Annotated in this window: 14 protein-coding genes and 2 tRNA genes; 8 read left to right on the top strand and 8 right to left on the bottom strand. The window is 66.1% G+C overall.

Annotation, left to right across the window (positions count from 1 at the left end):
• The first annotated feature begins 76 nt into the window (after window positions 1-76).
• Complete coding sequence (locus tag AC56K1_RS00580; RefSeq protein WP_497155918.1) at window positions 77-550, top strand: YciI family protein; 474 nt, start codon at window positions 77-79, stop codon at window positions 548-550.
• Window positions 551-710: 160 nt separating this feature from the next.
• On the opposite strand, the gene AC56K1_RS00575 is transcribed toward AC56K1_RS00580, so the two are convergent.
• The 3 genes from AC56K1_RS00575 to AC56K1_RS00565 form a co-directional block, all read right to left on the bottom strand.
• On the bottom strand, window positions 711-1832 hold the full coding sequence (locus AC56K1_RS00575) for a PA0069 family radical SAM protein (protein WP_497156621.1): 1122 nt from the start codon (window positions 1830-1832) through the stop codon (window positions 711-713).
• 105 nt (window positions 1833-1937) lie between these two features.
• Window positions 1938-2567 (bottom strand): tRNA-uridine aminocarboxypropyltransferase, encoded by a 630-nt coding sequence (locus AC56K1_RS00570; protein ID WP_497155917.1) that lies wholly within the window; start codon window positions 2565-2567, stop codon window positions 1938-1940.
• Window positions 2564-2686 (bottom strand): hypothetical protein, encoded by a 123-nt coding sequence (locus tag AC56K1_RS00565; RefSeq protein ID WP_497155916.1) that lies wholly within the window; start codon window positions 2684-2686, stop codon window positions 2564-2566. Before AC56K1_RS00565 ends, AC56K1_RS00570 begins: the two co-directional genes overlap by 4 nt.
• A 237-nt stretch (window positions 2687-2923) precedes the next feature.
• On the opposite strand from AC56K1_RS00565, the gene AC56K1_RS00560 reads away from it, so the two are divergent.
• Together AC56K1_RS00560 and AC56K1_RS00555 are read left to right on the top strand one after the other, a co-directional pair.
• Window positions 2924-4180, top strand: coding sequence for a dienelactone hydrolase family protein (locus AC56K1_RS00560; RefSeq protein ID WP_497155915.1), 1257 nt, complete (start codon window positions 2924-2926; stop codon window positions 4178-4180).
• Window positions 4181-4384: 204 nt separating this feature from the next.
• Window positions 4385-5581, top strand: a complete 1197-nt coding sequence (locus tag AC56K1_RS00555; protein ID WP_497155914.1) for an esterase/lipase family protein — start codon at window positions 4385-4387, stop codon at window positions 5579-5581.
• Between the two features lie 194 nt (window positions 5582-5775).
• Here the strand turns inward: AC56K1_RS00555 and AC56K1_RS00550 are convergent, their stop codons facing one another.
• The gene (locus AC56K1_RS00550; protein ID WP_497155913.1) at window positions 5776-7686 is read right to left on the bottom strand and encodes a hybrid sensor histidine kinase/response regulator; all 1911 of its coding nucleotides are present in this window, start codon (window positions 7684-7686) and stop codon (window positions 5776-5778) included.
• 182 nt (window positions 7687-7868) lie between these two features.
• On the opposite strand from AC56K1_RS00550, the gene AC56K1_RS00545 reads away from it, so the two are divergent.
• Both AC56K1_RS00545 and AC56K1_RS00540 read left to right on the top strand, forming a co-directional pair.
• The gene (locus AC56K1_RS00545; RefSeq protein WP_497155912.1) at window positions 7869-10139 is read left to right on the top strand and encodes an ATP-binding protein; all 2271 of its coding nucleotides are present in this window, start codon (window positions 7869-7871) and stop codon (window positions 10137-10139) included.
• Window positions 10139-10594 (top strand): response regulator, encoded by a 456-nt coding sequence (locus AC56K1_RS00540; RefSeq protein WP_497156620.1) that lies wholly within the window; start codon window positions 10139-10141, stop codon window positions 10592-10594. Before AC56K1_RS00545 ends, AC56K1_RS00540 begins: the two co-directional genes overlap by 1 nt.
• Here the strand turns inward: AC56K1_RS00540 and AC56K1_RS00535 are convergent.
• On the bottom strand, window positions 10576-12225 hold the full coding sequence (locus AC56K1_RS00535; protein ID WP_497155911.1) for a response regulator: 1650 nt from the start codon (window positions 12223-12225) through the stop codon (window positions 10576-10578). The genes AC56K1_RS00540 and AC56K1_RS00535 overlap by 19 nt on opposite strands.
• Before the next feature lie 192 nt (window positions 12226-12417).
• Between AC56K1_RS00535 and AC56K1_RS00530 the strand changes: the two genes are divergently transcribed.
• Complete coding sequence (locus AC56K1_RS00530) at window positions 12418-12714, top strand: hypothetical protein (protein ID WP_497155910.1); 297 nt, start codon at window positions 12418-12420, stop codon at window positions 12712-12714.
• Between the two features lie 119 nt (window positions 12715-12833).
• Here the strand turns inward: AC56K1_RS00530 and AC56K1_RS00525 are convergent.
• Window positions 12834-12909, bottom strand: a tRNA-Asn gene (locus tag AC56K1_RS00525).
• Window positions 12910-13043: 134 nt separating this feature from the next.
• Here AC56K1_RS00525 and purT point away from each other — a divergent pair.
• Entirely contained in the window at window positions 13044-14252 is a 1209-nt protein-coding gene (purT, locus tag AC56K1_RS00520) for a formate-dependent phosphoribosylglycinamide formyltransferase (protein WP_497155909.1), read from the top strand.
• Window positions 14252-14395, top strand: coding sequence for a hypothetical protein (locus tag AC56K1_RS00515; protein ID WP_497155908.1), 144 nt, complete (start codon window positions 14252-14254; stop codon window positions 14393-14395). Before purT ends, AC56K1_RS00515 begins: the two co-directional genes overlap by 1 nt.
• A gap of 96 nt (window positions 14396-14491) precedes the next feature.
• Here the strand turns inward: AC56K1_RS00515 and AC56K1_RS00510 are convergent.
• Window positions 14492-14567, bottom strand: a tRNA-Asn gene (locus tag AC56K1_RS00510).
• Between the two features lie 76 nt (window positions 14568-14643).
• Window positions 14644-15369 carry an alpha/beta fold hydrolase gene (locus tag AC56K1_RS00505; RefSeq protein ID WP_497155907.1) on the bottom strand — a complete coding sequence of 242 codons (726 nt, stop codon included), beginning with the start codon at window positions 15367-15369 and terminating at the stop codon, window positions 14644-14646.
• Window positions 15370-15412 lie beyond the last annotated feature (43 nt).

The following is a 15412-nucleotide window of genomic DNA, read 5'->3' as shown; positions in this document are numbered from 1 at the left end:
CATGCGGCGGGTTGCGCTGCAGCCTGTCTTGACAACACGTGCGTGCAGGCCACGCGCCATAACCGGAGAACAGGGAATGTCGAAGAAGATGCTGATGGTGTTGTGTGGATTCCTGCTGGCGGCAATGCAGCCGGTTGCGGCGCAGACCAAGCCCGCCGAGCCAGCGGCGCAGTACGACGCCGAGCTGGCCAAATCGCTCGGCGGCAATGACCAGGGCATGCGCAGCTATGTGCTCGTGATCCTGAAGACCGGCCCGAACAAGGTCACGGACAAGGCCGAGCGCGCGAAAATGTTCGAGGGCCACCTTGCGAACATCAACAAGCTGGCGGCCGAGAAGAAGCTGGCCGTGGCCGGACCGCTGGACGGCAAGGAAGGCCGCCGCGGCATCTTCATCCTGGCAACCTCCGACATCGCACAGGCCAAGAGCTATGTGGACGCCGACCCGGTCATCGTGAGCGGCGAGATGGTGGCGGAATACCACCAGTTCTACGGCTCGGCCGCGCTGATGGCGGTGAACGACGTTCACAACAAGATCCAGAAGAAAAAATAAGGGCTGGCCGGCCCCCTTGCCGCAAGGGGGCCGGTCGTCGGCTACCGGCTACCAACAACAAGTTGCGCCATACTGGTAGCCGACTGCCGATACCGCTAACTGGCCTGCGGCAACCCCCGCATCCCTGCCCCGCTTCCCTCCCGGCCCGCACGTCACAGGTCTAGAACAAATCCAGCTGCCCCGCCCCGTTCCCGCCCTGCTTACCCGGCCTCGCCGGCACCACCAGCGGCTTGCGGAACTGCGAGCCATCGAGCCTGCCGAAACGTCCGCGGAACTCCCCCATCCCCAGCCGCTCGACCGCCTTGGTAAAGCGCTGGCGGATCAGGTCGGCCCACACGCCCTCGCCGTGCATGCGCTTGCCGAAATCGCTGTCGTAATCCTTGCCGCCGCGCAGGTCGCGCACGCGGTTCATCACGCGCTGGGCCCGGTCAGGGAAATGGGCTTGAAGCCATTCCTGGAACAGCGGGTTGACCTCGTTCGGCAGGCGCAGCACCACGTAGTGCGCGCCGACCGCGCCGGCGTCGCGCGCCGCCTCCAGGATCTTTTCGATTTCCGGCTCGGTCACGAAAGGGATGATCGGCGCCACGCTGACGCTGACAGGGATGCCGGCATCGGTGAGCGTGCGGATGGCGCGCAGGCGCCGCGCCGGGGCGGCCGCGCGCGGCTCCAGCGTGCGTGCGATCTGCGGGTCGAGCGTGGTCAGGGTGATCGCGGCGCAGGCCTGGCCGCGCGCGGCCATGGGCGCGATCAGGTCGATGTCGCGCTCGATCAGGGCGGACTTGGTGATGAGGCCAACCGGATGCTGGCATTCGCTGAGCACCTCGAGCACCTGGCGCGTCAGGCGCAGCTCGCGCTCGCAGGGCTGGTAGGCGTCAGTGTTGACGCCGAGGGCGATGTGCTCGGGTACATAGCCCGGCTTGGCCAGCTCGCGCCGCAGCAACTCGGCGGCATTGACCTTGGCGAACAGGCGGGTTTCGAAATCAAGCCCGGGCGACAGGCCGAGATAGCTGTGCGTCGGACGCGCAAAGCAATAGATGCAGCCGTGCTCGCAGCCCCGGTAAGGGTTAAGCGAGACGTTGAACGGAATGTCCGGCGAGGCATTGCGCGACAAGATGGTCTTGGCGTGTTCCTCGGTGACGACGGTGCGGAAGACGGTGGGACCATCGTCGTCGCGCTCCCAGCCGTCGTCGAATTCTTCACGGCCATTGACCTCGTACCGGCCCTGCATGTTCGACACGGCGCCCCGCCCCTTGCGCGCCGCGAGCGGACGCGGGCCGAACATCGGCTGCTCGTCCACGGGCTGGCGGCAAGTCGGTTGGTCGCGGTCGGGCACGTCGGCTCCATACTGTGTATTTATACAGTATTTTACGCCCGGGCCGCGCAGAACTCAAGCAGGACGTGTGTTGTGGTGCGGATGCACCGCATACGCCGCCTGCTGCCCTACGAAGCCCTCGAAGGCATCCAGCAGCGTCTGGAAGGCTCCACTTTCGCCTTCCAGTTGCCCCAGCGCCAGGGCAGCCGCTTCCAGCGACGACAACTGGTGCGGCGCATGCGCCTTGCGGATGCGGTAGTTCGACGGCGCCACGTCCACCAGCGCCAGCCGCGGCAAACGCTGCAAGGCCGGGTTCAGGTAGAGCATCTTGCGGCTCTTGCGCCAGGTCGCATCCAGCACCACCAGCCGGACCCGGTCCGCATCGCCTGGGACGAAGGGCGGCGGCTCCGGCAGCTTGGCGTCGCGCGCGGTCTGCGGGTACAGCAGCACGGGCACGCGCCCGCCAGCATGCAGCAGCGCGTCGAGTTCCGCCGGGTCGAAGGCCTCGCCTACCGCCAGCGTGCTGCCCGCGACACTCAGGTGCAGCAGGCGTGCACTGTTCTTGGCATTGGCCACTTCCAGCGGATGCTGCAGCACCAGCAGCGCCGCCCGCGCCTCGACCTGCGTGATCCAGCGGCAGATGCAGGCCGATTGCGCGCGCAGGCAGGTGGCGCAGTGCGCGCGCCTCAACACGGGTTCGTTCATGGCTTGGGTGTCGAGCCGCCGCCCAGCGCGCGGTACAGGTCCACGGCGGGCGTGGACGGGGAGCCGGGGAGCATCGGCTTTTCGTCGGGCGCCCATTCGCGCGGCGCGTACTTGCTCACTTGACCATTTCCCTCTGCGATGCCTCACCTTTTGCCAGGTTCGCATGATAACCGTTCACGAAACACCACGCCGGACACCTCCCGGCGTGGTCATCTTTGCACGACGCAAAAATTTAGCTCAAGAGTTGGCTAAACGGATATTGCTCTGGCCTCTACGCGTACCTAGAATCAACTTATGCCTTGCGGAAATTATTCCGGATCGCATGTTCATTCGTACGCAGTCGAGACCGAGTCACCATGCACCCACGCCTCACGCTTCGCAATTTCGCGGCCACCGCGCTCCTCGTTCTGGCCATGCTTCCCGGTATCGCTGTGCAGCAGGAGTTGCAACTCGACCACAGGATGAACGAGCACATCGTCCAGGTGCCGGCCGGCGCACAGAATCGCGCGATGCTCGAGACCACGGTGTTCCAGCCGAACGGCCCGGGCCCCTTCCCCCTCATCATCATCAACCACGGCAAGGATCCCGGCCGTCCGAGCATGCAGCCGCGCGACCGCTTCTATCACATGGCCACGGCCTTCGTGAAACGCGGCTATGCAGTGATGGTGCCAATGCGCCAGGGCTTCGCCAATTCCACCGGCCGTTACCGCGACCATGGCTGCAACATGACGGCCAATGGCCATGCCCAGGCCGACGACATCGCCGCCACCCTCGCCTATGCGCGCCAGCAGCCCTGGGTCGACGCCGGCCGCATCGTCGTTGCCGGCCAGTCGTATGGGGGCCTGGCGACGATCGCCCTCGGCACCCGCGAGCTGCAGGGCGTGCGCGGGCTGATCAACTTCGCCGGCGGCCTGCGCGACGACAGCGACCGCTGCGCATGGCGCTCGGCGCTGGTGTCGGCATTTGCCGACTACGGCTCGAAGGCCACCTTGCCGACCCTGTGGATGTATGGCCAGAACGATTCCCTGTTCGGCCCCGAGCTGGCGCAGCGCATGCACGCCGCGTTCGAGGCGGCCGGCGGGCGTGGCCGCCTGGTCGAGTTCCCGTCCTTCAAGCGCGACGCGCACGGCATGCTGGCCAGCCGCGACGGCGGGAAGATCTGGCTGGCGGACACGATGCACTTCCTGCAGCAGGTCGGCATGCCGACCAGGGTGCTGCACGAGGTGCCGCCGCCCCCGAGCCCGGCGCGCACCGACTTCGCCAGGGTCGACGACGTCGATGCCGTGCCCTTCCTGTCCGGGAACGGCCGCCGCGCCTACCAGGAATACCTGGGCAAGATGACGCCGCGCGCCTTCGCCGTGTCGTCGAGCGGAGCCTGGACCTGGGCCGAGGAAGGCGAAGACCCGGACGGCCGCGCGCTGGCCACCTGCACCGCGAAGAGCACCGATCCTTGCCGCCTGTATTCGATCGACGATTACGTGGTGTGGAATGGCGATCGCATGGACCAGGCCGAAAAGGCGGCGGTCACGGCGTCGGTCACGCCGGCGCGGAAGCTGGACGCGGCCAGCTCGGCGCCGAGCACCTCAATCGGCAGCAACAAGGCGACGAATTAAGCTGTTGCAGGGCGGGCGGGTCTTCCCGTCCGCGCATTCAAATTACCTAAACTAATCCGCGCCGTGGTTGATTGACCCAGGTTGAACGCACGGTCGGTGTAGCCGATCACCCTACGGCAGCATGGCCCGCGTTTGCGATCAAGCGCAAACCGCCCCCCTCCCCCAGATCCGACAATGGCCCTGACGCCATTTCCGGAGAATTTCATGGTTCGCCTCCTTCACGCCTGTTTCGCCGCGCTCTCTGCGCTGGGCGCGGGGGTAGCCTGCGCGCCGGCCGCCGCGGCCAACAACTATCCCGTGATCCTGGTGCACGGCTTCCTCGGCTTCGGCCCCGACACCTTCGAGCACAGCGGCTTCAATTACTGGGGCGGCTATGGCGACATCGCCTCGCACATGCAGGTCTACCGCGGTCCGCGCACGGTGTTTGCGGCGGTGGTCGGGCCGATCAGCTCGAACCGGGACCGCGCGGCCGACCTGTACGCGCAGATCAAGGGCGGCTGTGTCGACTATGGTCCAGCCCACGTGCGCCGCTACGGCACGCCCGGCCAGCAGCAGACCCCAAGCGGCAAATGCTGGGCCGCCGACCCGAAGAATAACCCGCAGGGGTATCCGCTCGCGCTCTACCCGGCCTGGGACGACCAGCACCCCATTCACCTGATCGGCCACAGCCAGGGCGGCACCACGATCCGCGCGCTGGTCGAGCTGCTGGAACACGGCTCGCCCGAGATTGAAGGCGGCCACACGCTGTACGCGGGAGGGAAAACCGGCTGGGTGCGCAGCGTGACGACGATCTCGGCCCCGCACAACGGCACCACCTATGCCGACGCGGTATTGAGCGCCAACCCCGCCTTGCGCACGCCGCTGCAGGCGGCCTTGCAGCACCGCTGGGCGCAGTGGGAACTCTCGCCCGACGGCGCGCGCGACTTCAACCTGTGGGCGCGCACTTCGCCCCATATCTATTACTACTCGGTGGGCACGGTGGCGACCGAAGCCGGCAGCTGGTGCTGCAACGGCACCGACCGCGCGGTCGCGCCGGTGCAAACGGTTTCGAACCAGTATGCGCGCCGGGACATGATCCCCGTTTTCAAGGGCACGGCCGGCGAATGGATCGTGCCATCAAGCTTCCAGCATGGCCTGGGCGGCTATACCCAGGCGGCGCCGGGGCGGGTGCAGGTCGGCGGCGAATGGTTTGCGAACGATGGGGTGGTCAATACGGTGAGCATGCGCGCGCCCTTCGGGCACCCGGTGCGCGACTACGACGGGCGCTCGGTGAAGGGGACGTGGAATCATCTGGGGGAATACAGGGGGTATGACCACTTTGATATTCTCAACTGGCCGAATAATGGGCCGTCGGCGAACACCTTGTATGAGCGGGTGAGCGATATCATTTTTGGGTTGTGACGTGACGGACGCAAATGCCGGTATAGCCGTTACCCTAAAGACCGTCGCCCGGCCAAGGTTTGCGAATAGCCTTAGGCGCATCCGCGCAGCGCTAACGTGGTGCGACGGAACTGGATCCCGGCCTGCGCCGGGATGACGGATCAAAGGGTAACAATAAAGTGAAGGTAAGCGGGTGCCCGCGATGAGCTCCCCCCTCAGTGCACACTACGCAAACTGCGCGCCAGATCCGACAACCGATAAGGCTTGCTCACGAACGTGAAATCCCCCAGCTTGTGCTGGTCCAGCTTGAGCGCCGGTTGCGGATAGCCCGAGGCCAGCATCACCTTGACGCCCGGGTAGTTCTCGCGCGCGTGTTCGGCCAGTTCGATGCCGTTCGGGCCGCCCGGCATGACGATGTCGGTGAACAGGATGTCGACGTCGCGGCTGGCCAGCAGGTTCATCGCTTCCTGGCCGTTGGCCGCGGTCGTCACCTCGTAGCCCATGCTCATGAACAGCGCCGAGGCCGCGTCCAGCAGATCGGGCTCGTCCTCCACGATCAGCACGGTTTCGGAGTCGTCGTGCGCCGCCGGTTCGCGTTCGAGCGTGGCGACGGCCGGCAGGTAGATCGTGATCGAGGTGCCCTCGCCTTCTCTGCTCTGGATGACCACCTCGCCGCCGGACTGCTTGATGAAGCCGTACACCTGCGACAGCCCCAGGCCCGTGCCCTTGCCCATTTCCTTGGTCGTGTAGAAGGGCTCGAAGGCGCGCTGCACGGTTTCGGGCGACATGCCGGTGCCGGTGTCGGTTACCGAAATGCAGACGTAGGGGCCCGGCGCCAGGCCGAGGACGTCGCCTTCGCGCAAGTTGACCGGCGCCGTGTCCAGGGTCAGCCGGCCGCCCTCGGGCATGGCGTCGCGTGCATTCACGACCAGGTTGAGCAGCGCCGACTCGAAGCGGGCGGCATCCACCACCGCGCTGCCAGCCTGCGGGTCGAGGTTCAGCTCGAACTCCATGCCGGAATGCCCGGCGCGGCGCAGCACCGATTCGAAACCGGAGATGATGCGGTTGATGCTGAGCGTCTCCGGCTGCAGCGGCTGTTGACGGGCGAAGGCCAGCAGCTGCTGGGTCAGGGTGGCGCCGCGGTCGATCGCGCGGCGCATGCTGTCGAGCGTCTTGGCGTCGGCGCCGCCCTGGCGGCTCATGCCCAGCACTTCCAGGCCGCTGGAGAGCACCGAGAGCAGGTTGTTGAAGTCGTGCGCGATGCCGCCGGTGAGCTGGCCGATCGATTCCATCTTTTGCGACTGGAACAGCGCGAGCTGGGCCTGCTCCAGTGCTTCGGCGGCAAGCTTCTTCTCGGTCAGGTCGCGCGTGATCTTGGCAAAACCCACCAGCTCGCCGTCGTCGCCATGGATCGCGTCGATGATGACGTGGGCCCAGAAGCGGGTGCCGTCCTTGCGCACGCGCCAGCCTTCGGCCTCGTAGCGCCCGTCCCGGGCCGCCGTGGCCAGCGCGCGCACCGGCTTGCCGGCTTCGCGGTCTTCGGGCGCATAGAAGCGCGAGAAATGGCTGCCCACGGCTTCGTCGTAGCTGTAGCCCTTGATACGCTCGGCCCCGACGTTCCAGTTCGAGACCACGCCTTCCGGCGAGAGCATGTAGATCGCGTAGTCGGTGACGCCCTGCACCAGCAGGCGGAAGCGCTGCTCGCTCTCGCGCAGCGCGTCCTCGGCCAGCTTGCGCTGGGTGACGTCGCGCGTGATCTTGGCAAAGCCCAGCAGGTCCTGGTGCTCGTCGTAGATCGGGTCGATCACCACGTGGGCCCAGAAGCGGGCGCCGTCCTTGCGCACGCGCCAGCCTTCGGCTTCGTACTTTCCGTGCTGGAGGGCATGCGCCAGCGCGCGGGCCGGCAGGCCGCTCTCGCGATCTTCGGGGGTGTAGAAGCGCGAGAAGTGCTCGTTGAGGATCTCGTGCGGCTTGTAGCCCTTGAAGCGCTGGGCGCCTGCATTCCAGCTGTTGACGTGGCCGGCGGGGTCGAGCATGTAGATCGCGTAATCGCTGATGCCGGCGATCAGGTACTGGAACCGTTGTTCGTCGGTGAGCGAGGGCTTGGCGGGATGGGACGTGTTCATGTACCGGGCGCTTCCATGTCTGTTGCAACAAATGTCTATCATATCGCCCTTGAGCAAGATCCTCCGCACGCACAGCATGATTATGCAAGAAAATGTCGGGCAATCGGCCATGTTGAAGGTTGATTTGCCGAATTTGACGCTACAATGCCGGACTGTAACGCCCACGCTTTTATCGTTTGCATATGACACAGGCCTCCCCCGACATCCTCGACCTCAGCTCCTGCGCCAATGAGCCGATCCGCACGCCCGGAAGCATCCAGCCGCACGGCTTCATGCTGACCTTGTCGCCCGGCCCCTCCCTCGCGGTGCTGCAAGCCAGCGCCAACCTCGGGCGCTGGACCGGGATGCCAGCTGAAGATGCCGCGGGCCAGCCCCTTGCGCAGGTGGTGGGCCAGGCCACCGCGACCCGCCTCGCGCCGGAACTCGACGCCGCCAGGCTGGCCTCGCGCCCGTCCTATATCGGCACGATCGATACAGCCGATGGCGTCCACTTCGACGTGCTGGCGCATGCCTGGGACGGCCTGGTGATCCTCGAGTTCGAAAACGTCGGGCGCGAGGGCGCAGCCGATTTCCGCCACCTGTATCCGGTGATCGGCGACTTCCTGCTCAAGGTGAACCAGTCGGCCTCGATCCCATCCTTGTCCGAACTGGCCGCGCGCCACGTGCGCGCCGTGACCGGCTACGGCCGCGTGATGGTCTACCAGTTCGACCCGGACGGCCATGGCCACGTGGTGGCCGAGTCGAAGGAAGACGATTACGACTCGTACATGGGCCAGCACTTCCCGGCCAGCGACATCCCGGCCCAGGCGCGCGCGCTGTACACGCTCTCGCCGATCCGCGTGATCCACGACGCCAACTACGTTGCCGCGCCCCTGGTGCCGGGCCTGAACCCCACCAGCGGCAAGCGCAACGACCTGTCGTTCGCGGCGCTGCGCAGCGTCTCGCCGGTGCACCTCCAATACATGCGCAACATGGGCACGCTGGCTTCGATGTCGGTCTCGCTGATCGTCAAGGGCAAACTGTGGGGCCTGATTTCCTGCCACAACGCCACGCCCCGCCCGGTCCCGGTCGAAGAGCGCACCACCTGCGAGCAGCTGGGGCAGATCCTGGCGCTGTGCATCGAGTCGCGCGAAGACGCCAGCGAACTGCAGTTCCGCCTGGAGGTGCGCCGCATCATGGTCGAGATGCTGGGCCACCTGACCAAGGGCGCCGACTTCCTGGAAAACATGAGCGCAGTCTTCCCCGAGCTGCTGCGCTTCGGGCGCGCCGGCGGTGTGGCCATCGTGGTCGACGACCGCGTGCTGACCTATGGCGACACGCCCGACGAGACGGCGATCCGCGTGCTGGCCGAATGGCTGGCGGTGCATGGCCATTCCGGCGTGTTCCACACCGATCACCTGGCGGACGCGTATCCACCGGCGGCAAGCATGGTACGCAATGCCAGCGGCCTGCTGGCGTTGCCGATCTCGCGTATCCACCAGCACTACCTGCTGTGGTTCCGCCCGGAAGTGGTGCAGACCATCGAGTGGGCCGGCAACCCGTATGAAAAGGACGCCACCCGCACGGCTGCAGGCACGGGAAGCCCGGCCCGGCTGACGCCGCGCCTGAGCTTCCAGTCGTGGCGCGAGACCATCCACGGCCGCAGCCTGCCGTGGCACGTGGCCGAAGTCGAGCTGGCCGAAGAATTCCGCACCGCGCTGCTGGGCATTGTGCTCGAGCGCGCCGAGCAGATGGCCGAACTGGCCGAGGAGCTGGGCCGCGCCAACAAGGAGCTCGAAGCCTTCTCGTACTCGGTCTCGCACGATTTACGCGCGCCGCTGCGCCACATCGTCGGATTCTCCGACCTCCTGATCGAGTCGACCGGCGTGGAAGACCCGGAGCGGCGCCAGCGTTTCCTGAAGAACATCAAGGAATCGGCGCGCCTGGCCGGCAAGCTGGTGGACGACCTGCTGTCGTTCTCGCAGATGGGCCGCGCCGCGCTGCGCCCGACCAGGGTCGACATGAACGACCTGGTGGCCGGCTGCATCGACAAGCTCGGCATCGAGATGGCCAACCGCAACGTCGACTGGCATATCGAGCCGCTGCCGACCGTCCACGCCGACCCGACCTTCCTGCACCTGGCGGTGTTCAACCTGCTGTCGAACGCAGTGAAGTTTACCGGCGCGCGCGACCCGGCAGTGATCACGATTACATCGGAAGACAGCGGCCCTGAAACGGTCTTCCACATCGCCGACAACGGCGCCGGCTTCAACATGGACTACGTGCACAAGCTGTTCGGCGTATTCCAGCGCCTGCACCGCATGGAGGACTTCCAGGGCACCGGTATTGGTCTTGCCAACGTGCGCCGCATCATCGAGCGCCACAACGGCCGCGCCTGGGCCAACTCCGTGCAGGGAAAAGGCGCGACCTTCTCGTTCAGTATCCCGAAACACCCCATTATCGAAGGCGCATGATGCTCAAGCCCATTCTTCTCGTCGAAGACAACCCGCACGACCTCGAACTGACGCTGATTGCGCTGGCCAAGAGCCAGCTGGCCAATGAAGTCGTGGTCATGCGCGACGGTGCCGAGGCGCTCGACTACCTTTTTCGCCGCGGCGAGTTCGCCGAGCGTGCGGTCGGCAACCCGGCCGTCATCCTGCTCGACCTGAAACTGCCGAAGGTGGACGGGCTCGAGGTGCTCAAGGAGATCCGCAATACCGAGGCGCTCAGGAGCGTCCCGGTGGTCATGCTGACCTCGTCGAAGGAAGAACAGGATGTCTTGCGCAGCTACGAGCTGGGCGTAAACGCCTACGTGGTCAAGCCGGTGGATTTCGGTGAATTCGTGCGCGCGATCGCCGACCTGGGTATCTTCTGGGCGGTCCTGAACGAACCGCCCCCGGGCTCGCGCCGCTACATCAAGCCCCAGTGAGCGTGGGCGCCTGATGGACGGGCGCCCGCTGCGGGTTTCCCGCTGCGCAGCAGGTGCCGGATGCGGGCGCTGAGCGCGTCCGGATGATAGGGTTTCTGCAGCAGGTGGACCGAGGCGTCCACCTTGCCCTCGTGCGACAGCACGCCTTCGGCATAGCCCGACGTGTACAGCAGCTTGGCCTGCGGCAGTCGTGTGCGCACTACCTCGCCCAGATGCAGGCTGGTCACGGGCCCCGGCATGATCACGTCGGAGAACACCAGGTCGACGTGGCGGCCGCTCTCGATGATGTCGATCGCCACCGCCGCATCCGGCGCTTCCAGCACCTCGTAGCCCAGCGCCGACAGGATGGCCGAGGTGGAATCGCGCACGGCGTCTTCGTCCTCGACCACCAGGATGGTTTCCAGGCCGCCGGCGAGCGGCAGGCTAACGATCTGTTCGACGACAGTGGGAGCCGCATCGCTGCGCGGCAGGTAGATGCGCACGCTGGTGCCTTCGCCGATTTCGCTGCGCAGCACGATCTCGCCCCCAGACTGCTTCACGAAGCCGTAGGCCATCGACAGGCCCAGGCCCGTGCCCTGCCCGGTCGGCTTGGTAGTAAAGAAGGGCTCGAAGGCGCGTAGCAGCACCTCGCGCGGCATGCCCTTGCCGGTGTCGGCCACCTCGATCATGATGTACTGGCCATGCGAGACTTCCGGCGGCAAAGCGGTGCTGGAGCCGTCCACGTTCGCGGCGCGGATGGTCAGGGTGCCGCTGCCGGCCATGGCGTCGCGCGCATTGATGGCCAGGTTCAGCAAGACGTTGTTGAGCTGGTCCGGGTCGACCGTGGCGCTGCCCAGTCCCGGCTCGATCTCGGTGACCACGCGCGCGCTCGGCCCCAGCAGGCGGCGCATCATGTCGTCCATCTGGCGCAGCAGGTGGGCCGGATCGACCACCACCGACTGCAGCGGCTGGCGCCGCGCGAACGCGAGCAGGTGCGCGGCCAGCTTGGCGCCGCGCTCGACGCCGCTCAAGGCCATCTCCACGCGCGTGCGGGCGCTGTCGTTCAGGTTCCCCACCAGCTTGAGCAGCTCTAGGTTGCCGCCGATGATCTGCAGGACGTTGTTGAAATCGTGGGCGACGCCGCCGGTGAGCTGGCCGATCGCTTCCATCTTCTGCGCCTGGTGCAGCGCCGACTGGCTGGCCGCCAGCTGCTCCTGGCTCACGCGCAGCGAGGCAAACGCGGCGTCGCGCTGGCGCCGGGCGACGCAGGCGCCGCTGTGGTAGCGCACGCGCGCCACCAGCTCGCGCGGGTCCGGCCACTTGACCAGGTAATCGTTGGCGCCCACGGCAAAGGCACGCGCCTTGACCTCGGCATCGTCTTCGGAAGAGAGCACGATGACCGGGACATCCGCGGTATCGGGATGGGCGCGCAGCAGCGCGGTGACGGCGAAACCGTCCAGGTCGGGCATGCGCAGGTCGACCAGCACGACGGTCGCGCCGACCATGCGCGCTACCTCGACGGCGCGCGCGGCATTCGATTCATAGCAGAGGGAATGCCTGACGCACCCCTTGAGGCCGTGAGCAATGATGTCCTGCGCGAAGGGCTCATCGTCGATGAGGAGAATGGAGCAGTCAGGACGATCGTCTATCATTGAGTCATGGTCAAGGATGCAGCACGATATTGCAAAAGGGTAAGCATTAATTCTACAGCACGTCTGGTAATTCACGACACAACGGACGGCCTCGAATCGTGCGCCTGTATTGACGGCTCGAACCTTGTAACTTCCGGCCCCGGACGCCATCTACGGGGCATGCGCAAGCGCCAGCCCGAACCGCCAGAGTCCATGCCCCTGCCCGAAGCATCCTGCCCGCTCTGCGGCCGGCTGCTGGGCACGGTGAATATCGACCGCCACCACCTGGTGCCGCGCACCTTCAAGGGCAAGGAACAGTTCCCGATTCATAAGATCTGCCACCGCAAGATCCACTCGGCCTTCACCGAGCGCGAGCTGCTGCAGGCCTACCACACCTGGGAAGCGCTGCGCGGCCATGACGAGATGCGCAGCTTCATCGACTGGGTGGCGAACAAGCCCCCTGGCTTCTATACCCGTACGTATACCTCGAACAAGAAGAAGTCCCGTTAACGGTCTGTCGACAGGAGACCGGCATGCAGGTCGAGCTGGCCGAACGGCGGCGCGCATCAATGCGGTAAGCCGGGCAGCCAAACAAAAAGGGCCGCATTTGCATGCGGCCCTTCGAATTCTGGCTCCCCGACCTGGACTCGAACCAGGGACCTGCGGATTAACAGTCCGTCGCTCTACCAACTGAGCTATCAGGGAAAAGAGGCCGCATTATAACGGCCCGAAAACGTTTTGACCAGTGCCACGCATAAACGGCTGCCTTCCAGCGCCACGGGCGCCCGTTTGCTATAGTCGCCACTCCCACCTTTCCGCTTTCACGACAGCCCGCATCCATGACGACTCCCCGCACGCTCGGCACCCCGCTCTCCCCTTCCGCCACCAAGGTCATGCTGCTCGGTTCGGGCGAACTGGGCAAGGAAGTGATCATCGCGCTGCAGCGCCTGGGCGTGGAAGTCATCGCGGTCGACCGCTACCCGAATGCGCCGGGCCACCAGGTGGCGCACCGGGCGCACGTGATCGACATGACGGACGGCGCGGCGCTCTCAAGCCTGATCGCGCTGGAAAAGCCCGACCTGGTGGTGCCGGAAATCGAAGCCATCGCCACCGAGACCCTGGTCGCGCTGGAAGACGCGGGCCGCATTACCTGCATCCCGACCGCGCGCGCGGCGCTCCTGACCATGAACCGCGAAGGCATCCGCCGCCTGGCCGCCGAGGAACTCGGCCTGCCGACCTCGCCCTACCGTTTCGCCAGCAGCCTCGAAGAGCTCGAACAGGCCTGCGCGGCCGTGGGCTTTCCCTGCGTGGTCAAGCCGGTGATGTCTTCGTCGGGCAAGGGCCAGTCAAAACTCGACGGCGACGTCGACGTCGCCGGCGCATGGGAGCATGCCGCCAGCAGCAGCCGGGTCGATGCCGGCCGCGTGATCGCGGAAGGCTTCATCGACTTCGACTACGAGATCACCCTGCTCACTGTGCGCTCGCTCGGTCCAGACGGCCAGGTGGAGACCAGTTTTTGCGAACCGATCGGCCACAGGCAGGTGCAGGGCGACTACGTCGAATCATGGCAGCCGCACCCGATGAGCCCCATCGCACTCGCGCGCTCGCAGGAGATCGCAGCGAAAGTGACCGAGAACCTGGGCGGCTGCGGCGTGTTCGGCGTCGAGCTGTTCGTCAAGGGCGACACCGTGTGGTTCTCGGAAGTGAGCCCGCGCCCGCACGATACCGGCATGGTGACGATGGCCACCCAGGTGCAGAGCGAATTCGAGCTGCATGCCAAGGCGGTGCTCGGCCTGCCCGTCGACGTGACGCTGCGCTCGCCGGGTGCCTCCGCCGTCATCTATGGCCAGGTGGAAGGCGCCGGCATCGCCTTCGAGGGCGTGGCCGACGCGCTGCGCGTGCCCGGCACCGACCTGCGCCTGTTTGGCAAGCCGGAGTCGTTCGAACGCCGCCGCATGGGCGTGGCGCTGGCCACGGCCGGCGATATCGGCACCGCGCGCCAGCGGGCGCTGGAAGCGGCGTCGCGCGTCAAGCCGGTGCCGGGCTGATGAGCGAAGACGCCTTCCTGCGCTCGCTTTATGAAAAGCACATGGCTTTCAGCATCAAGGACGAGCGGCGCGACCCGAAACTGGACAGCCGCACGCTCAAGCTCCGGCTGCCGCCGGCGATCAACCAACCGAAGTGCAGCTGAGGGCGGGCCACGGGACCGTCGGTTTTTTGACAAGTGTAAAAATTCCGGCAGAAAACAAAAAGGGCCCGCATCGCTGCGGGCCCTTCTCATGCATTCTGGCTCCCCGACCTGGACTCGAACCAGGGACCTGCGGATTAACAGTCCGTCGCTCTACCAACTGAGCTATCAGGGATTAGAGGCCGCATTATAGCAGTGCTTTTCGATTTCGCGAACCCCTCGGCTTTCGAAAGGCAAGTTTCTTGCAGAAGCTAGCGCGCGACCTGGGCCACGCGGGTCCGCGCCACCAGCTTTTCCAGCGCTGCCAGGACCAGCAGGGGTTCGGACATCTGGGGGAAATGCGCGCTCCCCTTCGCGACCACGCGCTCGCCGAACGGCGAGAGGCGCGCCAGCGCTTCCTGGTTCCGCTCGCGCTCGCGCTGGGCTTCAAACGAGGCCATCCAGCGCGGCAGGCGCTTGCCGCCCGAGATCACGGTGACGGGAATCGGAGGGAAAGGCGGCGCCTCGGCGATCTCGGCCACGGTCTCGAGTTCGTTACTGATCTCGTCGTTCGGGTCCGGCGGCGACAGACGGTCGAGCAGCCCGGCCACCGCGCGCTGCAGGCCGGACAAGTAGCGTTTCATATGGAGCACGTCGTCCGGCGCGGTCGCCTCCAGGAAGAGTACGCCGCAAGTCTCTTCGGGATAGACGCGGGCAAACAGGTTGGCATGCAGTCCACCGAAAGAATGTCCGACCAGCAGGAAAGGTGGCCGGGCCCCGATCTCGCGCAGTAGTGCACGCAGTTGCAGGGCGACGGTGGTGCCCAGTTGCGGCTCGCGGGCCCGGGCGCTGGCGCCGACGCCGGGGCGGTCGTAGGTGACGACCGTACCCAGTTTGGAAAGCTCGGGAAAGAGCCTGAACCACCCTTCCAGTGGGCCGCCGGAGCCGCTGAGCATGACGATGGTCGGCCTCCCCTCCCCTGAGAGGGAAAAGCGCAATACCTGCCCTCCGACCGCGATACTTTTACTCGTTGGTAAATGC

The organism is Telluria sp. ZB4P37, from assembly GCF_059685855.1.
Note: the sequence above shows the minus strand (reverse complement) of the source record. Positions and strands in the feature narration are given on the sequence as shown.